The sequence below is a fragment of the Parapedobacter sp. GCM10030251 genome (assembly GCF_042666505.1).
Classification (GTDB): Bacteria; Bacteroidota; Bacteroidia; order Sphingobacteriales; family Sphingobacteriaceae; genus Parapedobacter.
In genome coordinates this window covers 1168427-1194576 of the sequence record NZ_JBHTDN010000001.1, presented here as the reverse complement: position 1 = coordinate 1194576, position 26150 = coordinate 1168427, and the positions used below count along the sequence as shown (strand labels likewise).

Annotated in this window: 25 protein-coding genes; 16 read left to right on the top strand and 9 right to left on the bottom strand. The window is 48.8% G+C overall.

The window, feature by feature from the left end; translation table 11 throughout:
- Positions 1–6: 6 nt before the first annotated feature.
- The 10 genes from ACFQRK_RS05305 to ACFQRK_RS05260 all read left to right on the top strand — a co-directional run bounded on the left by ACFQRK_RS05305 (position 7) and on the right by ACFQRK_RS05260 (position 10140).
- Positions 7–870 carry an EamA/RhaT family transporter gene (locus ACFQRK_RS05305; RefSeq protein WP_379004376.1) on the top strand — a complete coding sequence of 288 codons (864 nt, stop codon included), beginning with the start codon at positions 7–9 and terminating at the stop codon, positions 868–870.
- Positions 867–1484, top strand: a complete 618-nt coding sequence (locus ACFQRK_RS05300) for an IMPACT family protein (RefSeq protein ID WP_379004374.1) — start codon at positions 867–869, stop codon at positions 1482–1484. The genes ACFQRK_RS05305 and ACFQRK_RS05300 overlap by 4 nt, the downstream gene beginning before the upstream one ends.
- Positions 1485–1721: 237 nt before the next feature.
- The gene (locus ACFQRK_RS05295; protein ID WP_379004372.1) at positions 1722–3830 is read left to right on the top strand and encodes a nitrite reductase; all 2109 of its coding nucleotides are present in this window, start codon (positions 1722–1724) and stop codon (positions 3828–3830) included.
- 44 nt (positions 3831–3874) lie between these two features.
- Complete coding sequence (cobA, locus tag ACFQRK_RS05290; protein ID WP_379004371.1) at positions 3875–4633, top strand: uroporphyrinogen-III C-methyltransferase; 759 nt, start codon at positions 3875–3877, stop codon at positions 4631–4633.
- Positions 4630–5226: a bifunctional precorrin-2 dehydrogenase/sirohydrochlorin ferrochelatase gene (locus ACFQRK_RS05285; RefSeq protein WP_379004369.1), complete on the top strand. Its 597-nt coding sequence runs from the start codon at positions 4630–4632 to the stop codon at positions 5224–5226. The genes cobA and ACFQRK_RS05285 overlap by 4 nt, the downstream gene beginning before the upstream one ends.
- A complete protein-coding gene (locus ACFQRK_RS05280; RefSeq protein WP_379004367.1) occupies positions 5223–5924 on the top strand; it encodes a phosphoadenylyl-sulfate reductase in 702 nt (233 codons plus the stop codon). Before ACFQRK_RS05285 ends, ACFQRK_RS05280 begins: the two co-directional genes overlap by 4 nt.
- Before the next feature lie 98 nt (positions 5925–6022).
- Positions 6023–6961, top strand: a complete 939-nt coding sequence (gene cysD, locus ACFQRK_RS05275) for a sulfate adenylyltransferase subunit CysD (protein WP_379004651.1) — start codon at positions 6023–6025, stop codon at positions 6959–6961.
- A gap of 47 nt (positions 6962–7008) precedes the next feature.
- The gene (locus tag ACFQRK_RS05270) at positions 7009–8259 is read left to right on the top strand and encodes a sulfate adenylyltransferase subunit 1 (protein WP_379004365.1); all 1251 of its coding nucleotides are present in this window, start codon (positions 7009–7011) and stop codon (positions 8257–8259) included.
- A gap of 304 nt (positions 8260–8563) precedes the next feature.
- Positions 8564–9895: an NADP-specific glutamate dehydrogenase gene (gene gdhA, locus ACFQRK_RS05265; RefSeq protein WP_379004364.1), complete on the top strand. Its 1332-nt coding sequence runs from the start codon at positions 8564–8566 to the stop codon at positions 9893–9895.
- 50 nt (positions 9896–9945) lie between these two features.
- Positions 9946–10140: a hypothetical protein gene (locus ACFQRK_RS05260; protein ID WP_379004361.1), complete on the top strand. Its 195-nt coding sequence runs from the start codon at positions 9946–9948 to the stop codon at positions 10138–10140.
- 7 nt (positions 10141–10147) lie between these two features.
- Here ACFQRK_RS05260 and ACFQRK_RS05255 read toward each other — a convergent pair whose 3' ends face one another.
- Entirely contained in the window at positions 10148–10831 is a 684-nt protein-coding gene (locus ACFQRK_RS05255) for an NAD-dependent deacetylase (protein WP_379004359.1), read from the bottom strand.
- A gap of 70 nt (positions 10832–10901) precedes the next feature.
- Here ACFQRK_RS05255 and rnhA point away from each other — a divergent pair, with 70 nt between their 5' ends.
- From rnhA to ACFQRK_RS05230, 5 genes are all read left to right on the top strand, one after another.
- The gene (gene rnhA / locus ACFQRK_RS05250; RefSeq protein ID WP_379004357.1) at positions 10902–11360 is read left to right on the top strand and encodes a ribonuclease HI; all 459 of its coding nucleotides are present in this window, start codon (positions 10902–10904) and stop codon (positions 11358–11360) included.
- Between the two features lie 110 nt (positions 11361–11470).
- Positions 11471–11980 carry a hypothetical protein gene (locus tag ACFQRK_RS05245; protein ID WP_379004356.1) on the top strand — a complete coding sequence of 170 codons (510 nt, stop codon included), beginning with the start codon at positions 11471–11473 and terminating at the stop codon, positions 11978–11980.
- Between the two features lie 24 nt (positions 11981–12004).
- Positions 12005–12658: a hypothetical protein gene (locus ACFQRK_RS05240; RefSeq protein WP_379004354.1), complete on the top strand. Its 654-nt coding sequence runs from the start codon at positions 12005–12007 to the stop codon at positions 12656–12658.
- Positions 12659–12672: 14 nt separating this feature from the next.
- Entirely contained in the window at positions 12673–13431 is a 759-nt protein-coding gene (locus ACFQRK_RS05235; RefSeq protein ID WP_379004353.1) for a sensor histidine kinase, read from the top strand.
- Positions 13432–13455: 24 nt separating this feature from the next.
- Positions 13456–14082 (top strand): response regulator, encoded by a 627-nt coding sequence (locus ACFQRK_RS05230; protein WP_379004351.1) that lies wholly within the window; start codon positions 13456–13458, stop codon positions 14080–14082.
- 3 nt (positions 14083–14085) lie between these two features.
- On the opposite strand, the gene lysA is transcribed toward ACFQRK_RS05230, so the two are convergent.
- The 8 genes from lysA to ACFQRK_RS05190 form a co-directional block, all read right to left on the bottom strand.
- Positions 14086–15279 (bottom strand): diaminopimelate decarboxylase, encoded by a 1194-nt coding sequence (lysA, locus tag ACFQRK_RS05225; protein WP_379004350.1) that lies wholly within the window; start codon positions 15277–15279, stop codon positions 14086–14088.
- Positions 15280–15298: 19 nt separating this feature from the next.
- Entirely contained in the window at positions 15299–16612 is a 1314-nt protein-coding gene (locus ACFQRK_RS05220) for an aspartate kinase (protein WP_379004349.1), read from the bottom strand.
- 13 nt (positions 16613–16625) lie between these two features.
- A complete protein-coding gene (locus ACFQRK_RS05215) occupies positions 16626–17573 on the bottom strand; it encodes a D-2-hydroxyacid dehydrogenase (protein ID WP_379004346.1) in 948 nt (315 codons plus the stop codon).
- Positions 17574–17621: 48 nt separating this feature from the next.
- A complete protein-coding gene (serC, locus tag ACFQRK_RS05210; protein WP_379004345.1) occupies positions 17622–18689 on the bottom strand; it encodes a 3-phosphoserine/phosphohydroxythreonine transaminase in 1068 nt (355 codons plus the stop codon).
- 151 nt (positions 18690–18840) lie between these two features.
- Positions 18841–20211 carry a sigma-54-dependent transcriptional regulator gene (locus ACFQRK_RS05205; RefSeq protein ID WP_379004342.1) on the bottom strand — a complete coding sequence of 457 codons (1371 nt, stop codon included), beginning with the start codon at positions 20209–20211 and terminating at the stop codon, positions 18841–18843.
- A 31-nt stretch (positions 20212–20242) separates the two neighbouring features.
- A complete protein-coding gene (gene icd, locus ACFQRK_RS05200; RefSeq protein ID WP_379004340.1) occupies positions 20243–21532 on the bottom strand; it encodes an NADP-dependent isocitrate dehydrogenase in 1290 nt (429 codons plus the stop codon).
- A gap of 4 nt (positions 21533–21536) precedes the next feature.
- A complete protein-coding gene (locus tag ACFQRK_RS05195) occupies positions 21537–23669 on the bottom strand; it encodes a cation:proton antiporter (protein ID WP_379004337.1) in 2133 nt (710 codons plus the stop codon).
- A gap of 87 nt (positions 23670–23756) precedes the next feature.
- A complete protein-coding gene (locus tag ACFQRK_RS05190; RefSeq protein WP_379004335.1) occupies positions 23757–25061 on the bottom strand; it encodes an ABC transporter permease in 1305 nt (434 codons plus the stop codon).
- On the opposite strand from ACFQRK_RS05190, the gene fmt reads away from it, so the two are divergent.
- Positions 25045–25986, top strand: coding sequence for a methionyl-tRNA formyltransferase (fmt, locus tag ACFQRK_RS05185; RefSeq protein WP_379004333.1), 942 nt, complete (start codon positions 25045–25047; stop codon positions 25984–25986). The genes ACFQRK_RS05190 and fmt overlap by 17 nt on opposite strands.
- Positions 25987–26150 lie beyond the last annotated feature (164 nt).

The window sequence follows — 26150 nt, the reverse complement described above, 5'->3', positions numbered from 1 at the left end:
AGTACCATGATATATGTACTTTTCAGCGTCATATGCAGTGTCACGGTCTCCGTGATCCTGAAATTGGCGCGGCGTTATGGGATCGACACCTCCCAGATCATTGTTTGGAATTATCCAGTGGCGGTGTTATGTACATGGTTTTTTCTCCGCCCGGTATGGACGCCCTCAGTCGTAGCCGACGCGCCATTCGGGTTATACGGTACGCTGGCTATCTTGTTACCTGGCATATTTGTGGCACTTGGTGCTTCGATCCGCTATGCCGGAATCGTCCGTACGGAAGTAGCACAACGGCTATCGCTGTTTATTTCGCTAATAGCGGCGTTTTTGCTGTTTGGTGAGACACCTGAATCCACCAAGCTTATGGGCGTAGCCGTCGGTGTCGTCGGCATTCTATGTAGCATTGGTTGGCATAAGGGCAAAAATCAACACGGCCTGAACCATGGCGTGTGGCTATACCCGGCAATTGTATTCTTTGGATACGGCATTGTTGATATCTTATTCAAGCACGTTGCCCAACATTCCGATGTGCCTTACACAACGTCGATGCTGATGGTTTTTGTTTTGGCGATGATCGTGGCGTTCAGCTACCTGGCATATCAGGTCACCGTGGCGAAGAAGCGTTTCTCTGTGCCCGCAATCTGTTGGGGTATTGTATTGGGTGGATTCAACTTTGGCAACATCCTGTTTTACATGCGGGCACACCGCGCCCTGCCGGACAATCCCTCCATCGTCTTTACGGGAATGAATGTGGGCGTCATCGCGCTAGGAGCCCTTATTGGAATTTTTCTTTTTAAGGAAAAGTTATCATTTATCAACAAAATAGGGATAATTTTGGCCGTAATATCAGTACTGATGATCGCGTATCTGTGAGTTTATTTGAAGACACTTACAAGACTATCACTTCTCCGAGTGAAGGAATATATAGAGACAAAGGCAGCAAATTCATTGCCTATGCCTATCCATTGCGCGGCGAAGATCAGGTGAAGGAACGGGTAGCCGCCTTGAAATCCGAACACCCCAAAGCGCGGCACCATTGCTGGGCCTACCGGCTCACGCCCGACCGCTCGGTATTCCGGATCAATGACGACGGGGAACCGTCAGGCACGGCTGGGCGGCCCATTCTCAACACCTTACTGTCTTACGATCTTACCAATATCCTCGTGGTAGTGGTACGTTATTTCGGGGGGACGTTACTCGGGGTGCCTGGACTGATCCATGCGTATAAAACGGCCACGGTGGAGGCATTGAATGCCGCCGAAGTCGTAGAATTAACTACAAATGACGTGTATCGTGTGTCGTTCGGCTACGAACAAATGAACGACGTGATGCGCATCGTAAAAGAGGAAAACTTGGGGGTCCTGAATCAGGCGTTCGATAATCGTTGTGCATTGGAGTTGGAAATCCGTCGCCTGCGGGTGAACGCCGTATTGGAACGGTTGCAAAAAGTTACCGGAGTCAACATGGTGTATACCGACACGCGATAGCCAGAAATAACGCGTCGGGGGCGGTGATTATCAATTTTATATTTTATTCTACTATTTCTATATACTTTACGTATATTTGCCCCGTGAAGCAAACGAACGAGCGAAAAATGTATGGTTGCATGCCCCTCGAATAAAGGATGGCTGTTGGGATGCGCTTCCGCTAACGGTAAGATATAACGGCCTCCGCTAACATGTTAGGGAGGTTTTATTGTTTTAAAATATAACTAAACAACATTCATGCAGAGTTTCAGAACGGAACTGGAAAATCCGGTTGTTGAGAAGGAAATCATCGAGCTCGAACGCAAAATCCGGGCGTATCGGGAAGGGACCATGGTGGAAGATAAATTCAAGAGCCTGCGTTTGGCCCGGGGAATTTATGGACAACGCCAGCCCGGTGTTCAGATGGTGCGGATCAAACTGCCTTTTGGTAAAGCAACGTTTAAGCAATTGCTGCGCATTTCGGATATTTCGGACGAGTACGCAATCCGGAATTTGCATTTTACCACCCGGCAGGACATCCAGATCCACTTCGTAAGTCTGGATCGTACACCTGAACTGTGGGCGAAACTGGCCCAGGATGATATCACCATCCGTGAAGCCTGCGGTAATACGGTGCGTAATGTAACGGCTTCTCCGCAAGCGGGCATCGATCCGGAAGAACCGTTCGATGTATCGCCCTATGCACATGCGACATTTTCTTATTTCTTACGTAATCCGATCTGCCAGGAACTGGGCCGGAAATTCAAGTTCGGATTCTCCTCCAGTACGCGGGATACCGCCTTCGCTTTTGGGCAGGACCTCGGCTTTATTCCCAAAGTGCGGACGGTGAACGGCGTTGAAGAACGCGGATTCCGGGTCATATTGGGCGGCGGGCTCGGGGCGCAGCCGATGGCAGGGCACCTGGTACATGAGTTTCTTCCCGAGGATCAACTTATTCCCTATTCGGAAAGTGTACTCCGGGTATTCGACCGCTACGGCGAACGGAATAATCGGAATAAAGCCCGTTTTAAATACCTGATCCAAAAATTTGGGTTGGATGAGGTAAAACGGTTGATCGATGAAGAACAGATCGCGAGCAAGGTAAAGACGTTCGAGATCGACCGGGATGCGGTGCCCCAACCGGAGCCGCCGGCATTAAGTCCGATTGAGGCGGCGTCTGTGTCAGACCCGATCGCTTATGAAGTCTGGAAAAAAACCAATACCTGGGAACAAAAGCAAGCCGGTTTTTATGCCGTTTATGTAAAGGTGCCAACCGGTGATATGCCCACCAAAGATGCGCGTGTGTTGATCGCAGGTATCCGCGGACACGTAGCTGATGAAGTACGGATTACACAAAATCAGGGGCTGCTACTGAAATTTGCGCGTGAAGAATCCCTTCCGCATATATACAATGTATTGAAAGAAATAGGTTTTGCCAAACCTGGTTTTGACAGCGTAGCCGATGTGACCACCTGTCCGGGCACCGATACGTGTAACCTTGGTATTTCCAACAGTACCGAGATGGCGAGGGTGCTCGAATCGTTGATATACAATGAGTATGAAGATCTGGTTTATGACCGGGAACTGAAAATCAAAATAAGCGGCTGCATGAATTCATGCGGACAGCATGGGATTGCCAACATCGGAATACACGGCAGTTCGCTGAAGGCTGCTGGTAAAGTGGTTCCTGCTGCCCAGATCATGCTGGGAGGCGGTGTATTGGGCGACGGACTGGGACGTGTGGCTGAACGGGTGATTAAGGTGCCTTCGAAGCGCATAGTGGCTGCCGTACGGTTACTTCTGGACGATTACCTGGCTAACTCCACGTCGGACGAGCGCTTTCATGATTACTTTGACCGGCAGACAAAAGACTATTTTTACCGCATGCTGAAACCGCTAGCGGACCTTACTACGCTGGTGGAAGATGAATTTGTCGATTGGGGCCACCAGGAGACCTACGAACAGGCAATCGGTGTGGGCGAGTGCGCAGGCGTAGTCATCGACCTGGTTGCTGTGTTACTTTTCGAGGCGGAGGAAAAACTGGGGTGGGCAAACGAAAGTTACCAGGCTGGAGCATATGCTGATGCGATTTATCACGCTTACGCCGTATACATAAGTACCGCAAAGGCTTTATTGCTTGACAAAGGGGTCCACAGCAGCACGCAGATAGCTATTATCCGGGACTTTGATAAGAATTTTGTGGAGCCGGGCGAGTTCCTGTTATCCGGTGGTTTTGAAAGCCGGGTGCTGGAAATCAACAAACACGAACCTTCTGAGGCATTCGCCCGTGAATACCTTGCAGGCGCGATCGATTTCTATCAAACCGTTGCGGCGAAGCGATCGGTTACCGCCGAGGTCAATGGTTAAGAGCCGCAAAGCGGTTTAGGGCAATAACAACAAACGAATAAGAAATGAACGCTTATCCCAAAATAACGTTAGTAGGAGCAGGGCCGGGGGATACGGATTTAATCAGTCTCAAAGGGCTGAAGGCACTGTCAACGGCCGATGTCGTACTTTACGATGCATTGGTCGACGATGCATTGCTTGACTATATCCCAAAGGACGCCGTTCGCGTATTTGTGGGCAAACGGGCAAACCGCCATGCTTACAGCCAATTGGAGATTAATCAGATGATGGTTAATTTCGCCCGCTCGCACGGACACGTTGTTCGGTTAAAGGGAGGTGATCCGTTTGTTTTCGGAAGGGGTGGCGAGGAACTCGAATATGCGGCGCAGCATCATATTCCGACGTCGGTCGTACCAGGCATATCCAGTTCCATTGCATTGGCGGGATTGCAGGGAATCCCCTTGACGTATCGGGGTGTCAGCGAGAGTTTCTGGGTGATCACCGGCGCTACCACAACGGGTTCCATTTCCAACGATATTTACACGGCGGCGCAGACAGCGGCGACCGTCGTGGTGCTCATGGGACTGAATAAATTGGCGGAAATTGTGCAGGTGTACCAGGAAGCGGATAAGGGAAAACTACCCATAGCCGTTATCCAGAATGGTTCATTGCCCAATGAAAAAATTGCGTTGGGTACCGTGGACACAATTGTGGATCAGGTTAAAGAGCAGGCGATCGGTGCGCCGGCAGTAATCATCATCGGCGAGGTGGTGGCTAAACATAAACAATTTGCGTTGGAACCGTCCAACGCGGTGGCGGTATGAAAGAAGTGACAGGCAATCCGTTGTTTCCCGTTTTCCTGCAGTTGAACGAATTGCATGTGCTGCTTGTAGGTGGCGGGAAAGTGGGGCTGGAGAAACTGACGGCATTGCTGGAGAACAGCCCGAAAGCAACGGTGACGGTGGTTGCCCGCGAGATCAGCAACGATGTGCGTGCATACGTTGCCGACTACCCCGGGGTTCGGTTGCTGGAACGTGCTTTTGAAGATCCGGATCTCAACGATGTCGACCTGGTGGTCGTGGCATCCAACAATCCACAACTGAATACGCATATCCGGACCGAATGCCGCAAACGTCATTTGTTGATCAATGTGGCCGATAAACCGGATCTATGCGATTTTTACCTGGGATCGATCGTGAAAAAGGGAAATCTGAAACTGGGTATCTCGACGAATGGCAAGTCGCCCACCATTGCCAAAAGAATAAAGGAACTGCTGAACGATGCACTGCCGGAAGAAATCGACGAAACACTGACCTACATGAGCCAGTTACGGGATTTGCTGAAGGGCGACTTCAACGACAAAGTTAAGGCGTTGAATGCGCATACGGCTTCGCTGCTATCAAAAGAAAAAATATGAACGTGTTAACAGATGAAATAAATGCACTGGTCCACGGAAAAAATACGGTCGAGGTACTGACAGCCCTGGCCGACAGGTTTCCAGGGAAGATTGTGTTTTCAACAAGTTTCGGTATTGAAGATCAGGTTATTACTCATATTATTTTCAGTAATGATTTACCGATAAAGGTCTTTACGCTGGAAACCGGCCGGTTGTTTCCGGAAACGTATTATGTGTGGAACCGGACATTGGAAATCTATAAAAAGGACATCGAGGCGTATTTTCCCGATACGCACGCAGTGCAACAACTGATCAGCCAGAAAGGGCCCTCGAGCTTTTATGAGTCGGTTGAGAACCGGAAGGAATGCTGCCGTATCCGGAAAATTGAACCCTTGCAGCGGGCATTGGCCGGCGCCGAATGCTGGATTACGGGCATCCGCGCGGAACAATCGGATAACAGACAGGGCATGGCGCAGGTAGAATGGGATCAGGGCAATCAGTTAATTAAATTCCATCCCATTTACGATTGGTCGCTGGAAGAGGTTTGGGACTATGCAAAGGCCCACCATGTCCCGTATAACCCGCTGCACGACAAGGGATTTCCGAGTATTGGCTGCGCACCCTGTACACGCGCCGTAAGGGAAGGAGAGGACTTCCGGGCGGGGCGCTGGTGGTGGGAAGATACCAGTAAGAAAGAATGCGGATTACACGCTACCTAATTTGTTTGCAGGAAATACATCCTTACAAGAAGATATAACATTACGAGAATTCGTTGATCGTTACAAGTTAACTAAAATCCAAGTAGACGGCTGACGGCATTTGCCAAAGCCGACAAACGATGGCAAAAAAGCAACAAACAACACATATGGATTATTTAGACCATTTAGAGGCAGAGGCGATATACATCCTTCGGGAGGTGGCAGGTCAATTTGAAAAGCCGGCTCTGCTTTTTTCCGGGGGAAAAGATTCGATCACGCTGGTTCACCTGGCGGAGAAAGCGTTCCGGCCCGGTAAATTTCCATTCCCGCTGGTACATATTGACACGGGCCACAATTTCCCCGAAACCATTGCATTCCGTGACGAATTGGTAGCGAGATTGGGTGAGCCCTTAATTGTCGGTTATGTACAAGATAGCATCGACGCGGGAAAGGTGGTTGAACAAAAGGGGAAAAATGCCAGCCGGAACCCGCTTCAAACCGTCACGTTGCTGGATACTATCGCTGAACACGGTTTTGATGCGTGTATCGGCGGTGCGCGTCGGGATGAGGAAAAGGCCCGGGCCAAAGAACGTATTTTCTCGGTGCGCGATGAGTTTGGCCAATGGGATCCCAAAAGGCAACGACCGGAATTGTGGAATATCTATAACGGGCGTATCCACAAAGGCGAAAACGTACGCGTATTTCCCATCAGTAACTGGACGGAACTGGATGTGTGGAATTACATCCGGAGGGAAAACATTAAGTTGCCTTCTATTTATTTCTCTCACGAACGCGACGTCATTACCCGGAACGGGCAATTGATGGCTGCTGCCGAGTTTCTGAACATCGACCACGAAGACGTGGTGGAATACCGAAAAGTACGATTCCGGACGGTAGGGGACATGACCTGTACCGCCGCGGTGCCTTCCGAAGCGTACCACATCGATGACATCATCGAAGAGATCCGCTTGTCAAAGATCAGCGAGCGTGGCGCCCGAATGGATGACAAGGTTTCGGAAGCCGCGATGGAGGACCGCAAGAAGGGCGGGTATTTTTGAAGTGAATAAGTGAATGTGCAAACTAGTGAACTAGTGAAAATAAAAACATGGATCTATTAAAATTTATTACCGCGGGAAGCGTGGACGATGGAAAGAGTACGTTGATCGGCCGGTTACTGTACGATACGAATTCGGTGCTGGACGATCAGCTCGAAGCTATACAGCGCGCGAACCGCAAGAATAACGATGGCACGTTGGATTTAGCGATATTGACCGACGGCTTGAAAGCGGAGCGGGAGCAGGGAATCACGATCGACGTCGCTTATAAGTATTTCCATACGGCGAAACGCAAATTCATTATTGCGGATGCGCCGGGGCACATTCAGTATACGCGTAACATGGTAACCGGTGCCTCTAATTCCGATTTGGCCATCATCCTGATCGATGCGCGGAAAGGCGTGGTGGAACAGACCCGTAGGCATTCGTTTATCGTTTCCTTACTGGGAATTCCCAATGTGTTGGTATGCGTAAATAAAATGGACATGGTAGATTACGATCAGGCCGTGTTCGATAAAATCAGGGCAGACTATGAGCGCCTTACCCAAAACCTACGTATCAAGCAGGTCGATTACATCCCCGTGAGTGCACTCAAAGGGGACAACATTGCCTCGAAATCTGCAACCATTCCCTGGTATACGGGAAAGCCGTTGCTGGACTTCCTGGAAACGGTAACAATCGACCATTCGACCGAAAACAAACAGGCCCGTTTTCCCGTGCAATGGGTGATCCGCCCGCAGACTCCGGAGCTGCCCGATTACCGGGGCTACGCAGGGCGTGTGGTAGGCGGTACCTTGTCAGTAGGCGACCGGGTGGTGGCACTGCCTTCCGGATTCAGTAGCACCGTAAACCGTATCGAGCTGGCTTCAAAGGATTTAGAGGTTGCTGAAGAAGGTGCTTCGGTAGTGGTGCATCTGACGGACGACATCGACATCAGCAGGGGAGACATGTTGGTAAAAGAAGGCCAACAGCCGGCAGTTTCGCAGCGTTTTGAGGCCGAAATTTGCTGGATGGATACCAAACCGCTGGATATGAATCAATTTTATTTGCTTCAGCAGCACGGCAAAACGACAAAGGTTAAGATCCAAGATGTTGTTTACCGTGTGGACATCGAAACACTCCAACAATCGACAGCCACGGAACTCGGATTAAACGACATCGGCAAGGTTCAGTTTAAGTCGGCCGATCCGCTTGCGTTCGACAGCTATAAAGCTAACAAAGCAAACGGTGGCGCGATTCTTATCGATCTGCGGAATAACCTGACGGTGGCCGCGTTGATGATCACCGAATCGATCGATTGACAAAAGCACAAACAATATAATTAGACAGGGAAAGAGCCATTAGGATTCTTCCCGTGAAATACTATTTAACATAACGTCAATTATACAATCTGGAATCCGTACAATCTGGAATCCGTACAATCTGGAATCCGTACAATCTGGAATCCGTACAATCTGGAATCCGTACAATCTGAAATCCGTACAATCTGAAATTTGCTTTCAAATCGTCTAGATGTCACTTTTTTTTGATAATAAGACAATAAAATCTAAATTCTCTTAAAAATTTTATAAATTCGCCGCGAAACTTGTATTAAATTTTTAACGCATGCCTAATTATTTACATTCGTTTATCGAAGAGGTCGCCGCACGCAATCCCAATCAACCCGAGTTTTTGCAAGCGGTCAGGGAAATAGCTGATGACGTCGTTCCATATATCGAAAAAAATGCCCCGGAGTTTATCAATTTGAAATTACTTGAACGGATGGTTGAGCCCGAACGGACCATCTCTTTCCGGGTGGTTTGGCAGGATGATCAAAACAACATACAAGTAAACCGGGGTTACCGTGTGCAGATGAATAGTGCTTTGGGGCCATACAAAGGCGGATTGCGTTTTTCGCCAACGGTGAATCTCAGTATTTTGAAATTCCTCGCATTCGAACAGACGTTCAAAAATAGCCTTACGGGTTTGCCGCTTGGTGCCGGCAAAGGTGGTGCAGATTTTGATCCCAAAGGCAAGTCGGATAACGAAATCATGCGTTTTTGCCAGAGCTTCATGACCGAATTATACCGGCATATCGGTGCCGAGACCGACGTGCCTGCCGGAGATATTGGCGTCGGAGAACGTGAGATCGGCTATTTATTTGGTCAGTATAAACGGCTGCAGAACAATTTTACCGGTGTACTTACCGGCAAAGGGCCGACTTGGGCGGGCAGCTTCATCCGTCCGGAAGCCACCGGCTTTGGACTGCTTTACTTCGTTGAGCGCATGCTGTACGAGGTCGAGGATTCGCTAAAGGGCAAAACCGTGGCCATTTCAGGTGCAGGAAATGTGGCGTATTACGCCGCGTTGAAGGCCATTTCCCTCGGCGCCAAAGTGATTACCGTTTCAAATAGTACAGGTACCATTTACGATGAGAATGGCTTTACCGTTGAAAAGCTGGACTATGTAAATTCACTCAAACGGAATCTTCAGGAATACACGAAGCGCTATGCGGCGGAGTTCCATGCGGGGAAAAAGCCCTGGCAATTCCAATGTGATATCGCCCTCCCCTGCGCTACTCAGAATGAACTCGACGAGGAAGATGCTAAGCAGCTTATAGCAAACGGTTGTTTCTGTATCGCTGAGGGGGCTAATATGCCCTGTACCGAAGAAGCGGTCAGGGAGATTGGAAAAGCCAACATCTTATTTGCGCCCGGGAAGGCCGCAAACGCCGGCGGCGTTGCGGTATCAGGGCTTGAGATGTCCCAGAACCGCATCGGTCAGCAATGGCCTGCTGAAAAAGTCGACAGCAAACTCAAAAAGATCATGCACGATATCCACGATACCTGCTCGCATTACGGTAGGAATAAAAATGGCCGGATAAACTATTTAAAAGGCGCCAATATCGGTGGTTTTGTGAAAGTGGCTACTGCAATGCGGGCGCAAGGACTGGTATGAGAACGGTAGCGGAACTCCCCCACCCCGACTTCAAAATAACGATTTTTGCGATGAACCAGAAATTTATCGTAAAATTCGAACAGGGAACGCTTGAACAGGTGTATAAGATCGCGGAAGCAGACGTTATCGATGGAGTCAATGGCGTGTTCCAGCTGATCGATGACGAGTTTACAGCCTCGGTTTCCCGGCGCTTCGAGGAGATGCGGCAATCCTTTATCAGCGCCTACAAACGCCATGAGTTCTGAGCAGGCCTTAGGCCATCAACTTTTCCACGAGTATCGGGACGGCAACCGTTGCTTTATCGTCGACGCAGGTCACGTCAGATAGGCGGGATAGCGTCGACGCCTGTGGGTCTATAAAATACTTCGCCGCGCGAACTGGTATTTCATCAAGTAAACCGGCCGCCGGATATACCTGCAGCGATGTGCCCACAACGATAAAAATATCTGCCTGACGGCAGATGCCGATTGCCGTGCCCATTGCCGGTACCGGCTCGCCGAACCAAACGACGTGCGGGCGCAGTTGGCTACCCAGTTCGCAACATTCACCCATCCGGATTTCGCTCCCTGCTATGGGATAGGTCAGGGATGGGTTTATGTCGGACTGAGCCTTCGTAATCAGTCCATGGAGATGCAGTACCCGGCTTGATCCCGCCCGTTCGTGTAAGTCGTCTATATTTTGCGTAACGATCGTTACCCGGTATTTATCCTCAAGCGCTACCAATGCCAGATGCGCAGCGTTTGGTTTCGCTTCCAGCACCGCCTTCCGCCGGACGTTATAGAAATGTTGCACCCGTTCGGGGTCGCGCTTCCAAGCTTCCGGGGTGGCCACATCCTCCACCCGGTATCCTTCCCAAAGCCCATCCGAACCCCGGAAAGTTTTGAGTCCGCTTTCCGCTGATATGCCTGCTCCGGTAAATACAACAATATGTTTCATGGTACAAAATAACCAATTTCCCGAATAATTACCTAAGGATTTACCTGGGAATGGCTTACCTTTGCCAACCATGATCGAGCTGTATACCGATGGCGCTTCGAGCGGCAATCCCGGACCGGGTGGTTATGGTGTCATCCTGAGATCCGGTCCGCATTACAAAGAAATATCCCAAGGTTTCCGGAAGACCACGAACAACCGGATGGAGCTACTTGCCGTAATTACCGGACTGGAAGCATTACGGAAACCCGGCGAGGAAGTAACGGTTTTTTCAGATTCCAAATATGTCATCGACGCGGTTGAGAAAGGCTGGGTACACGGTTGGATGCGAAAAGGGTTTGCCGGAAAAAAAAATAAAGACCTCTGGATGCGTTTTCTTCAGGTTTATAAGCTGCACCGCGTACGATTCGTTTGGGTAAAAGGACATGCAGGCCATCCGGAAAACGAGCGTTGCGATCAACTCGCCGTGCAAGCGTCGCTTAACTCAGCCCAATGGCAAATTGACGGCGTCTTTGAATCGGGAGCTGCGTAAATAGCTGTTTGAAAAACGCATTTAAAATACCCATTTTGGTGTATTGCCCATGCTACTGTTTTTATGGATGTTTGTAACGTTCTAAAATTTAGCATGAAAAAAACTATGTTATGAAAGATTCAATCCATCCCAAAAAAAGTAAACTGAACCTCATTCCCGTCGAATTGGCACAGCAAATGGTGAATGCCTACAAAAAGCAACGATCTGAACCGGCAGCGAAAAAGCGCACCAAGGAATTAGGAAAAAAAGTTGAGGAGCCCCGCTCATTTTGGGTCAGCAAGGAAGCGCTGCTGGAACTGATGACCATCAACAAGGCCGACGGTATCCGGTTCTATTACGCCATTGCCGATGATTATCCCGGTTTCCCCCTGAAAAAGCCTGACCATAAAAAAGCACATACCGTGGTGATGGTGGCGACACGATCAGATGACCCGGACAATCCGACCATGGAAAACAGTACCGATTGCCTGAATATGCCCGACAAAGTGGAACGTGTTGCAGTAGATGGCGGTAAAATCGGATCGGTAATTTTGCCGATTGCCCCTTCCCAAGCCGGACTACCGGCGGATGAATTGGACCTGTGTCCTCCCCCATCGCCCTCTAAAGGACATATGCTGTAATCTCGGCTAACATCGAGCCAGCCTATGAATGCTGCTACTATCGTCCTGCTGGGACTGATCCTGTTGGGTGCGGTGATTGGTTTTTACAGCCGGAAAAATCTGGAATTGCCCGTTCTGAAGCTTTTCCCCTATTTCCTGCTGTTTCAATTCCTTTACCAACTCATCGCATCGCTGTATTCCTTTGTGTTTACTGCCCATGCATCCAACCACTTCATATTTAATATCACGCTGCCCATAAACGTTCTGTATTTTGGCATGTTATACCATGGCGTCATCCGGAACCCTGCCAAACGGAAAGTGATTTTCGTTGGCACGGCTCTGAACCTGCTTTTCTTCGTCGTCAATTTGCTTTTCATTCAGGACGTTTCATTCCTGATGACGTATTCGCGGACAGCCATGTCGGTGTCATTGATCGTATATAGCTTGCTGTATTTTCATGAAATTGTTGCCGATGATCGCGTGGAAAACATCAACCCCGTGCGGAACGCTTCATTTTGGGTTATTACCAGCATATTTTTCTTTTACCTAAGCAGCACTTTGACAATCATCTTCTGGAACTACTTTGTCATTAACAATGAATATGTCGGAAGCGTGATGATGCGTGTATTTGCATTCCTTTTATATTCCATGTATATTGCTGGCATGTTACTGCATCGATCAACCGACGAGGATTCATAAGGCGATTGTGAGACATGAATGCATCGAATGTTGAGGTGGTTATTGCGGTTCTGTTTGGGAGCCTGATACTTGCTTTGATAGGGGTCTTTATGTTCGTGATGGTCATCGTTTACCAGAAGCGGAAGATCCGAAACATCCGTGAACAGCAACGGCTGATTACGGAATATGAACAGGCAGTCCTGAAAGCCAAGGTCGAAATTCGCGAGGAAACCCTCAAGTATGTCGGCCAGGAACTGCACGACAACGTTGGACAGGTGCTGTCGTTGATCAAGCTTTATCTATCGCGGCCGGAGATGCGCCATAAGGCAGACATTCCCCAACTGATCGATCAGGCAATTCTCGATATCCGCTCGCTGTCGCAGGATCTCAATATCAATCGTGTAGAGCAATATTCGCTTAATGATTTTATCGAGCAGGAACTTAATAAGGTCCATAAGTCCGGTTTCGTGAAAACCTCATTTGAAAGTACCGGAACCTGTGAACCCGTAAAAATGCAGTCTAAATTGATGATCAGTCGTATTTTTCAAGAATGTATCAGTAATATCTTGAAACATGCCGAAGCAAAACATATCTTTGTCAAACTGTTGACGGAAGAAGGGAGCTGCTTATTGTCTGTAACGGATGATGGCATAGGCTTTGAAACCACTGCTGGACACCTTGGATCGGGGTTGATTAACATATATGACCGCGTAAAACTTATCGGCGGTGATATCAAGATTACGTCGCGTTTAGGTGTTGGTACGGAAATAATGCTCCGGATTCCGCAAAGTTGATACGTTTCGCTGAAAACTAACCAAATGATAACGATTGCCATCGCCGATGATCACAAATTAATGTCTGAGGGCATTGCTTCGATTTTGCAATCGGACCCCGATTTATCGGTATCCAAAATTTGCACCAATGGCAAAGAATTGGTCGAATATTTAAAGAACAACAAGGTAGACTTGGTATTGGTCGATTTGAATATGCCCGTGTTAAATGGCCCGGATACCATCCGGATTTTGCGGAATCAATGTAACGCCGTGAAAATCGTGGTCTTGAGCATGTATGCAGATGAGACCATCTACGCAAAATGCCGGGAATTGGATATAAATGGGTACTTACATAAAGACTCGGATGCGCAGCATCTTATCGATGCGATCAAAACCATATCAGCCGGAGAAAACCGCTATGATTACGATCATCCGACGAAGTCGTCTCTGTCGGAGGATCCTCTCTTTGAAGACCGGTTTGTAAACAAATTTAAATTATCCCGCCGTGAGCAGGAGATCATCCAATTGGTACGGAACGGCCATACCAACCAGGAAATTGCCGACATTCTTTTTTTATCTATCCATACCGTGATGACGCACCGGAAGAATATCCTTCACAAACTGGGCGTACGCAATACGGCGGAAATGCTTACGGTAATCAGCAATAATTGACGGTTAATCGGCAGAAACGTCAACCGGCGCCGAACTGTATAGGTAGCGTATTTCATCCCGCAAGTTGTAACGGGAAGCCATCACTTCGCCATATGCTCCCGCTGTCCGGATCGCAATCAGGTCGCCGCGCTCACAACTGGGAAGCAACACTTCCTTGCCAAAGCAATCACTGCTTTCACAGATAGGTCCCACAACATCGTAACGTTGTAGTTCGGCATCGTGCCCCGTGCCCTCACCGGTATCCAGCTTTTCGATCTGATGGTAGGCTTGGTATAATGCCGGTCGCATCAATTCGGTCATCCCGGCATCCAGGATCAGAAAGTTCTTTTTGAGGCCATGTTTTACATACAACACGCGGCTGATTAAGCTGCCGCATTGCGACACCAGGGCTCTCCCCAATTCAAAGTGCACCTCCTGCCCGGGTTTGCGTTCGAGAAAATCGGCAAACACGGAGAAATAAGCCGAAAAATCCGGAATCGGGTGAGCGTCGGGCTCGTGGTAATCAACACCCAGTCCGCCCCCTACGTTCAGCACACGCAGCCGGAAGCCCCGCTCATCAAACCAGTTATTAAGCTCGTTGACCTTAACACACAAGCTTTTAAATACATTCAAATCCGTAATTTGCGAGCCGATATGGAAATGAATACCAATTAATTCGAGATGTTCGGACTGGCTGAGGGTTTCCACGGCATCGCCCAGTTGCCAATGGGCAATGCCAAATTTGTTTTCATCCAATCCGGTAGTAATGTAATGGTGGGTTTGTGCATCCACGTTGGGATTAATGCGCAAGGCAACCCGGGCTTTCACTCCCTGGGCTGCCGCCAACGTATTTATAACCTTCAACTCCTGTATGGATTCAACGTTAAATGCAAAAATATCGTGGCTGAGCGCGTCCCTGATTTCCCTATCGGATTTACCGACGCCCGCGAATACGATATCGCTGGGATGGAAGCCGATTTCGATTGCCTTCCTGACCTCATTGCCGCTCACACAATCCGCGCCGATGCCGGCATCCCGTATCAGTTTGAGTATCCGTTCGTTGAAGTTAGCCTTTAACGCATAGTGTACGTGGAAGCTGTGCACATCGGCAGCCCGCTTGGCGGTCTTCAATGTCTGCTGCATGAGCGAAAGATCATAGTAGTAAACCGGCGTTTCCTGCTGGGAAATAGCGTTAACCAGTTGTTTGCGATCAAACATAGTCAGTTTCCTGTTTGCGTTAAAAAAGCCTGTTATGCAACGATCGCAAGGCTTCCACCTTGTGTTCGGTCTGCAACAGCATGGATATGTTATAGTTACTGCCGCCATAAGAAATCATCCGGATGGGAATGTGCTTTACGGCATCCAGCACGCGCGCAGCATAACCGTGGGTATTCACACCGAAGTCGCCCACCACGCACACAATGGTTTGGTCGCGGTCAATTTCAACCGATCCGAAGTCTTTCAATTCTTGTTCAATATCCGCCAGGTACTTCGTGTCATCGATGGTCAATGATATCGCCACTTCTGATGTGGTGATCATGTCGATCGGTGTTTTGTAGCGCTCAAAAACTTCAAATACCCGCCGTAAGAAGCCGTAAGCAAGCAGCATCCGTGACGACTGGATACGAATGGCTGTGATGCCATCCTTGGCCGCGATTGAACGTACAATGCCTTTGGCAGCACCTTCTTGATTGATCAGTGTACCGGAAGCTTGGGGTTCCATGGTGTTCAGCAGGCGCACAGGCACGTTGTAACGTTGGGCAGGGAAAACACTTTGCGGGTGTAGGATTTTTGCGCCGAAATAGGCCAATTCTGCCGCTTCGTTAAAACTGAGGTTCGCAATGGGGCTGGTGCCCTTTACAATACGGGGGTCATTATTGTGCATGCCGTCAATGTCCGTCCAAATCTGGATTTCATCGGCACCGATGGCTGCACCGATCAATGAAGCCGTATAGTCGCTTCCTCCCCGCCGCAAGTTGTCAATTTCGCCGAAAGCGTTTCGACATATATAACCTTGGGTAATAAATAAGTTATGGTCGCTTGACTGAAGCAGTAGTTCTGTTAAGTTTTCGCGGATAAAATCGATTTTCGGTTCGTTGTCCTCATCGATTTTCATGAAATCGAGCGCCGGAAGCAGTTTCGAACGGATGCCCAGCTCGGTAAGGTGAAAATGGAAAAGCGTGGTCGAGATCAACTCCCCCTGTGCAAGGATGATCTTCTCTTCGATAGGCGTGAAGAGTTGGTTGGAGAAAGAATCAATGAGATTGAAATGGTATTCAATCAATTCCCTTCCATTCCGAATCCCCTCTTCGGTGGTGAAAAGTTCGCCGATCAATGACCGGTAGCGATCGTGTAATGCTTGGATCAATGCGGAAGCCCGATCTTTATCCCCTTCGGTAAAGGCCTGTGAAATCTCGACCAGTGCATTTGTTGTGCCCGCCACCGCAGACAACACAACGATTTGGCGTTCTTGGGGACGGATGATATCCAGCAATGCCTTGATTCGTTCGGCACTCCCTACCGATGTTCCCCCAAATTTTAATACTTTCATCGCCTTCTTTTCCCTATTTCTTTAGGTGTTCGATAATCAGATTGGCCAATTCTTCGCCAATGCGTTCCTGCGCTTCGTTGGTCGCCGCACCGATATGCGGGGTTAACGACACCTTGGGATGGGTAAGCAGCTCCGTTCTCGGGGTAGGCTCATTGTCGAACACGTCCAAGCCTGCAAAGGCGACTTTTCCGCTATCAAGCGCCTCGAGCAGCGCTAATTCGTCGATTACACCTCCGCGTGACGCATTGACAATTCCGACTCCCGTTTTTAGTCGGGCGAATTCTTCCCGTCCGATGATCGGTTTATCGGTAAAGGGTACATGCAGTGAAATAAAATCAGCACGTTCCAACAAGTCGGCAATTTCGACCTGCTGAATCGGAACATCCACGGTAATGCCTCCGGATAAGGTCAGTGGAAGGCTCTTGGGAGCCTCAAACAGGTCACTTACGATGACGTCCATTCCCAATCCCAATCCGACTTTAGCGGTTTCGCGGCCGATCCGCCCGAAGCCGACAACACCAAGTGTTTTTCCGCGTAACTCGACTCCCTTGGCATAAGCTTTTTTAAGTCCGCCGAAATTCGTACCCCCTTCTACGGGCATTTTACGTTGTGCGTCATATAAAAATCTGACGCCGCCTAGCAGGTGTGCAAAAACCAATTCGGCTACGGACAGCGAAGAAGCCGCCGGTGTATTGATAACCGCAATTCCCTTCGAACGAGCGTACTCAACATCGATATTATCCATACCTACCCCACCCCTGCCAATAAGTTTCAGGTTTGGGCATGCGTCGATCAATGCGGCCCGTACTTTGGTTGCGCTACGTACCGTAATCGCATCGTATGCCTGCAGCCGAGTAGGCAATTCTTCCTGAGGTATGTGATCGGTATCCACGGAAAAGCCGGCGCCCTCAAGCAGTTGTTTTCCCAAAGGATCTATTCCATCGTTTGCTAGTATTTTCATTTTGTTTTAGATGTGACATGTGAGATGTGAGCGTCTCACATCTTTTATTTACGAATTCTTTTCTTCAAATTCCTGCATCGCATCAACCAATGCATTGACGCCGGAAATACTCAAGGCGTTGTAAATGGATGCTCTAAATCCTCCCACGCTCCGGTGTCCTTTCAGGCCGATCAATCCTCGCTCCTTTGCCAATTCGAGGAACGCTGCTTCATGCGCTTTTTGTTCGGTGACGAACGTTACATTCATCCGCGAACGATCTTCCTGGACCGCTGTACCCTTGAATAGCGGATTTCTGTCAATTTCGTCATAAAGTGTACGGGCCTTGATGATGTTCTCCTGCTCAATCACTTCCACCCCGCCCTTGTTTTTAAGCCAACGGAGGTTAAGCATCGATACATAGATAGAGAACACCGGGGGCGTGTTGTACATTGAACCGGCGGCGATATGAGGCTGGTAATCGAAAATGGTCGGTAAGGTACGACCGGTTTTTCCCAATAATTCATCTTTAACGATCACGAGCGTCGCCCCTGCCGGTCCCATATTTTTTTGAGCGCCCGCGTAGATCAGACCGTAGTCGGCTACATTGATTTTCCGGCTGAGGATGTCCGAAGACATATCAGAAACCAACGGAATGCTGCTTTGTGGTGTTTCAAAAACCTCCGTACCAAAAATGGTGTTGTTGGATGTATAATGGAAATACGCAGCATCTGCGGGTACTTCATAATTCTTCGGTACATAAGTATAATTAGCGTCGGCAGAAGACGCGATAACCGCCACATCTCCGATTTTCTTTGCCTCCTTAATGGCTTTACTGGCCCATGTTCCGGTGTCCAGATAAGCTGCTTTACCGCCGTTGGGGAGTAAGTTCATCGGTACCATGGCAAACTGAGTGCTGGCCCCTCCCTGCAAAAATAAGATGGAATATCCTTGGGGTACGGAGAGCAATTCGCGTACGAGGCGTTCTGTCTCGGCCATTACCGCTTCAAACTCTTTGCTCCGATGCGAAATTTCCAGAATAGATAACCCCGTGTCATTGAAATTCAGTACCGCTTGAGAAGCTTCCTGGAAGACTTCCTGGGGTAATATGCACGGTCCCGCTCCAAAATTATGTTTCATATACGCTTATTTGTTAACCTCACGATCTCTCGTGTTCATTTTTCAGCTGAAAGGAGTATGCTGTTTAATTGGCCGCAAAAATAATAATTATTTATTGAAATTCATTCAATAATTTTAATTGTTTGTTGCGAATAATTCAATAAGATGACACTCACTCAATGCCATATTTTTCCATCTTATTGTATAAAGTTTTCCGGTCGATATTTAACATCTGGGCCGCTTTACTTTTGTTGTACTTGGCCTTCTGCAATACATCCATAATCAACTTGCGTTCATGAGCCTCACTGTGTAAGCGTAGGTCAGGGTTATCGGAAGATGGTGCGGTGGTTGGGGAGCTATCCGCGTTTTTGATGGCAAACACCATTTCTTCGGGGAGCGCAGAAATTTCCGCCCGGCTGCCTGGCGAGAGCAGCACCATCCGTTTAACCACATTTTTCAATTCCCTGAGGTTGCCCGGCCAATCGTAGGCATTGAAAATTTCGGTCACTTCGTCGGCTAATTCCACGACTTGTCTGCCAAGTTCTGTATTTGCTTTACTTATAAAAAAGTTTACAAATTGCTGGAAATCGGCTCTTCTGTCACGGAGCGCCGGTACGATGATTTCAAATTCATTGATGCGGTGATAGAGGTCCTCACGAAATTTACCTGATCCGAGTAAGTCTTCATTGGTTGCCGCGATGACCCGTACATCGACACTGATTGTTTTATTTGCCCCTACGGGTTGGATGACTTTTTCCTGCAGCGCCCGGAGCAATTTAACCTGTACATCGTAGGACAGATTACCTATTTCATCCAAGAAAAGTGTGCCCCCCGAGGCTTCTACGAACTGCCCCGTTTTATCGCTAAGTGCGCCGGTAAAAGAGCCTTTTATGTGGCCAAATAATTCGCTGGAAGCCAGTTCTTTCGATAGCGTACCGCAATCAATCGATACGAATGGCTTATCTGCCCGTTTACTCATCCGGTGGATCGAACGCGCCACGTATTCCTTACCGGTTCCGCTCTCTCCGCGGATCAATACGGACATGTCCGTAGGCGCGACCAACGCAATGTACTCGTGAAGTTTGCGGGCCGCCGTACTGTTGCCTTCTACGTAGTCGGCTTCCTCGGTGTTGGACACGCTGCTTGCTGCTTTTCGCAGGGCGGGGCGTTCCCGTTCGACGGATTTACCTTCCAGCGCCTCATTCACGACCATGAGCAATTCATCCGGATTAACCGGTTTGGTAATGTAATCAAAAACCCCCTGACGGATGGCTTTCACCGCTGTGCGCACATCGTTGAAGCTGGTCATGATAATGGATGGAACCGTCTTGCCCTCGGCACGGAGGGCATCAACAACGTCCAGTCCTATCCCGTCGCCCAGCCGGTAATCCAATAAAATCAGGTGAAAGGTATGGCGCTTGAGTGCCTCAATGCCGCTTTTTACACTGTATGTTGCCGTTACATCAAATCCCTTTTTCCTCAAAAAGTTTTCGAGTATGGTTGCAAATGTTGTATCGTCCTCTACCAACAGAATATTGGCCATGTATTAAAGATTATAAAGTTGACTTCCTGTTTTATATCGAACGGTCAAAGTCGACTTTTATTTTATCAACGATTGCCGTTGCAAACTCACTTGTTTTTACTAATTCCCCGCCGGTCATCTGATTGAAGAAATCCACGGTAACTTTTTTCTGCAGTATGGTGTCTTGCAGCGCGCGTACAATTAGCGAAGCTGCCTCGCTCCAACCGATGTATTCAAATAGCATGACGCCACTGAGAATTACGGACGAAGGATTCATGCTATCCGTATTGGCAAATCTCGGAGCGGTGCCATGCGTAGCCTCAAATACGGCGTAACCCGTTTGGTAATTGATGTTTGCACCCGGTGCGATTCCTATGCCGCCTACGATGGCTGCCAGTGCATCCGAAATGTAATCACCATTGAGGTTTAAAGTGGCAATAACGGAATAATCTTGGGGATTTAATAGGATTTGCTGTAAAAAGTTGTCGGCAATCACATCCTTGACAATGACTTTTCCCGTGGTTTCTGCTGCTTTCAGCTCGCTATTGGCTTTCAGCTCGCCATGTTCTGCTTTGGTTCGCTCCCAGTGCGACCAGGTATACGTGTGCGAAGAAAATTCGGTTTCGGCTACTTCATAGCCCCAATTCTTGAACGCGCCCTCGGTAAACTTCATAATGTTTCCTTTGTGCACGAGCGTAACCGAAGGCAGATTCTTTTCGATAGCATAATTGATGGCGGCTCGGATCAAGCGTTTCGAACCAGTTTCGGAAACGGTTTTGATGCCAATGGCGGTATCCGGCGTGAAATTAAAATCCACCGCCATTTCGTGTTGAAGGAAATCTTTCACGCGTGATCCGTCTTCCGAGTTTGCCGGAAATTCGATGCCGGTATAGATATCTTCCGTATTTTCCCTGAACATCACCATGTCCACCAGTTCCGGGCGCTTTACCGGCGACGGAACTCCCTTAAACCACCGGGTTGGCCGTTGGCAGACATAAAGATCGAGCGCCTTGCGAATGGCCACATTGAGGGAGCGGATGCCTCCCCCGATCGGCGTGGTGAGTGGCCCTTTAATCCCCACATAATGATCCCGGATGGTGTCTATTGTGGCCTGAGGGAGCCATTCGCCGGTCTGATCAAAAGCCTTTTCGCCGGCCAGCACCTCTTTCCAGGAGACACCTCGTGTACCGCTGTAGGCGGTTTCAACAGCAGCGTCAAATACCCTGACGGCGGCGTGCCATAGGTCAGGTCCTATACCATCACCAATGATAAACGGAATGTCTACGCGATCCGGCACCTCAAGTGTCCCATCCGATTTCTTTGTGATTTTTGTGGTGGCCATGCGATTAATGTTTATCTTTTGTAAAGATGTTACCGATACCTCTGCCGATACGCTGCAAAATCGGCGCTGCGGATACGTCCTCGTATTCGTCCAATGAATACCCTCCCCTTCTGCTCGGAAAAATCAATATCCGATTGTGCTGTGCATAAATTTTACCCAGCTTTTTGGGGATGCCATCAAAGGAATGGCGATAGGATACTTCCCCTTGACGCGCCGAAATAAACACGACAAAATCATTATCTTTTACAAACTGACTCAGTCCGGACAGATCATCCCATTCCTGATAATCCGAAAAAAGTACACGGGAACTCGTTTTGCTGCGCTCGATGTATTCGGAAACCGCGCGTTCGGTCCGATCGTCGCACACATACAAAATGGGAATGGAAAGTTCCTGTCCTAACCTCAGCACCTTTTCCATACAAAAGTCGAATCCCAGTTCCGATTCGGATAACGGCGGACAAAAGACAACAATGCGTTTCAGCATCACCAAAGACTTATCTACATGGCACATAAACAGGTTGGTGTCTGTCTGGTTGAGGATGCTCTCCGTTTTTTCGCCCACCATTTTCTCGATGATGCCCGGGCGACTGGGCCATCCCAATAAAATGCCATCTGCGCTTACTTCGCGCGCCGCCCGGCTGATGCCATTGGCAATGTTATGATCGATGGTGGCGATCATGCTAACCGCTGTTTCGCTACCAGAGGCGTATTTTGCGGTTGAATCCAAGTTTTTGCGTGCCCGTTGCAAATTCTGATCCGCCATCTCGTTGTTCGGAACCACCGTCAAAACGGTAATGGGATGGGGAGAGTGTTTGCTCTTAATCAATGTTGCAAAATCCAGCAGCGACTCCATATTATTGAGGTTCGCTATGGGCAACATCAGCTGTTCTTCGCGGGCCACGTTTTTTTCACTGGTCACTTCGTCCTGATCGCCCGCAAGTACCACTTTTTTGGAAGCGGTTTCCGTGGCGAGCGAAGCAACGATACAGGTCACGAGAATAAGCACAATGGTGCCGTTAAGCACATTTTCGTCGATGATCCCGTATCGGTGTCCCACCATGATGACCGCCAGCGTTGCGGCCGCATGTGCGCTGCTCAGTCCAAAAATCACCTGCCGTTGCGCGGAAGAATACCGGAACGAAAGCTGCGTAAGCCACGCTGCGATCCATTTGCTGAAAATCGCTACCAAGGTGAGCGTTGCTGCGATGATCAAGGCAGCGGGACCGTTCATCAAAACACTGATATCGACGATCATGCCAACGCTGATCAGGAAGAAAGGAATAAAGATGGCGTTGCCGATAAACTCGATCCGATTCATCAAGGCCGAAGAATGCGGAATCAGTTTGTTTAGCGCCAGCCCGGCGACGAATGCGCCGATGATGTGTTCGAGTCCCGCCATTTCCGCCAGAAAGGCCGCAAAAAAGACCACAAAGAGCACAAAAATATAATGCGCCGTTTTTTCGCCTTCTATTTTCTGGAAAAACCATTTGGCAATCCGCGGAATGACGCCGAACATAATCAGTAGAAAAACCGCAAATGAGAATCCGAGCGTCAGCCAGAACTCCTTCCCGAGCTGTCCTTGTGAAGCACCGATAATGACGGCAAGTATGATCAGGACCGCCGTATCGGTGAGAATGGTTCCGCCGATGGTGATAGCTACTGCTTCATTCTTGGCTATTCCGTAGCTGTTTACCACCGGATAGGCAACCAGCGTATGAGTTGCGAACATGCTGGAAATCAAAATGCTGGATAACATGTCGTATCCCAGTATGTAATAGCAGACCGGATACCCGATAGTGATGGGAATCGCAAACGTGAAGAAACCGAACAAGATGCTCCTATGCCGTGTTTTCCGGAATTCGTTCATATCCAATTCCAGTCCGGCAATAAACATGATGTACAAAAGGCCAATGGTTGAAAACAGATCAACCGCCGAACTCCGCTCAAGCAGATTCAATCCGTGAGGGCCAATGGCCACGCCTGAAAGGATCAATCCGATAATTCCCGGAATTTTTATTCTTCGCAGCAATATGGGCGACAAAAGAATGATAAAAAGAATAAGTGCGAAGACGAGCACGGGATTGCTCAATGGAATTTCAAATGCGTGGCGAATATGGTCGAAGAAGTTTTTGATCATAAATAACAAATTGCCTTCAGCACGTCATGCAATTAGACGCCTTCAAATATAGTCAAAATCAGGAAGGAACGGGCAGCGATTACGCAGTTATTGAAACTGAATCGCTTTGATGGGGCTGATTTTGCTGATCAGATACGAAGGGATTAGCAATACCGCCAGGATCACAGCCACTACGCCTGCATTCAGCAACACGACATCGAGCACGTTGATGTCGACCGGAATGTAGGAAACATAATAGGAAGCCTCGTCCAGTTTGAAATACCGGGTCTGGTTCTGGAACGCATACAACCCTCCGCCCAACAGATTCCCAAATAACAATCCCAATCCGATCAGATACGCAGCCTGATATAGAAAGATTTTCCGGATCCCACCATCCGTGTAACCCAGTGCTTTCAAAAGGCCGATCATCGAGGTGCGCTCAAGGATAATAATCAGCAACGCCGAAATCATATTTACGGTCGCCACCACCATCATCAGGATCAGAATGATGACGGTATTGACGTCCAGCAGATCCAGCCACTGAAATATCTCCGGCAGTTGGTCGCGTACGTTGACCGCATCCACTTCGATTGGCAGTAGATCTTGTATTTCAACGGTCATTTCGGCCAGTTTATTGAAATTATCAATAGACACTTCATACCCTCCGACTTCGCCTTCCTTCCAATCATTTAATCTGCGTATTAGGGAAATAGAGCCTACTACATACGTTTTATCCAGTTCCTCCACGCCCGTATGGTAGATGCCGGCAATCTCAAACTTGCGCCTCCGTACAGGTTCCTGAACAAAATACATGATAAAATCGTCGCCAACCGCCAACTGGAGTCGATTGGCTGTATATTGTGATATCAGGATCTGCTCCATCGCCCGGGTACTGTCCGAAAAATCAATGGGTTGACCTGCTACCAGTAACTCGTTCAGAAAGCTAGGGTCATAGGTAGCATCTATCCCTTTTAAGAGGACGCCCTCAACCTCATTGTTTACATTGATGATGCCCGGCTTTGTCGCAAAATAACGAAGCGATGAAACACCGCGAAGATTTTTCACTTCGGCCACCTCCGATGCCGAAAGCGTAAATGGCGTAGGTTCGTAGGATACGTTCAGGTCATAGTTGCTGAGTACAACATCGCCGAAAAACCCCCGTTGTTTCGCCGTTATCTCGCCCTTGAATCCCCTGAGCACGGCAATGGACAGTATCATGGCGGCAACGCCGAGCGCGATTGCCCCGATAGCTACCCGGACAATGAGTCCGGAAAATGTCCGCTTGCCACTGGTAGCCCGCTTTGCCAAAAAGTAGGGAAAATTCAAGCCTTTCGAGATATTTTGTACCTTTGCAAAGGTAAGGCACGAGATTAGAAATACGAAATCAGAATTCAACATGCGCATTATTTTCATGGGAACCCCCGAGTTTGCAGTCGCTTCGTTGGATGCGCTGCTGGAGGCCGGCGAAGAAGTGGTTGCTGTGGTTACAGCGCCGGACAAACCGGCAGGCCGGGGACAGAAACTGCAGCAATCTACTGTTAAAGCCTTTGCCATCTCCCGGGGAATTCCGGTGCTGCAACCCGTGAAACTGCGCGATCCTCAATTTCTGGACGACCTGAAATCGTTTGCAGCTGATCTGCAGGTGGTGGTAGCCTTCCGCATGTTGCCCGAGGCCGTATGGAGCATGCCTCCGTTAGGTACGGTCAATCTTCACGCTTCCCTCCTGCCCCAGTATCGCGGTGCAGCCCCCATCAATCATGCGGTCATCGACGGAGAGACCGAAAGCGGAGTAACCACTTTTCTTTTACAGCATGAAATTGATACCGGCCATATCTTGTTTTCTGAAAAGGTGCCCATTGGTTCCGACGAAACCGCAGGCGATTTGCACGACAAATTGATGAGCGTCGGCGCGGGTTTATTGGTGAGAACGGTAAAAGCACTAGCTGCGGGGAAAGCAGCTCCGGTTCCGCAGGAACGCCTTGCACCGGCGGATACCGTGCTGAAGCACGCCCCTAAGATTTTTAAAGAAGACGGCGATATCAATTGGCATCGTTCCGTGGATGAGGTGTACAACCTAATCCGTGGACTCAGCCCCTACCCGGCAGCTTACACGGAACTTGATGGGCAGCTGCTAAAGATTTTCAAGGCATCTAAAGAAAAAGTTCCGGTTATCCACCCCGTTGGCTCGTATTACACCGACGGAACATCTTTCCTGAAGTTCACATGCGCCGACGGTTATATCAATGTCCAAGAAGTGCAGTTGGCTGGAAAAAAAAGAATGGACGTCCAGGCTTTTTTGCGGGGATATCGTCCGCGCTCTGTCACAATTTTCTCATAAAGGACGAGCATAAATTCCTTCTACGTTATTAGATTGCATTTAAGTGTCTGAAATACAGCATTTTAAATTTATGATGTGGATGAAGGCTGTCATTCTGTCACAAATTATTTGGAACGCTTTTTGTTGCATAAATTATTAAAAAAAAATCCGATAATTTCCTCTAA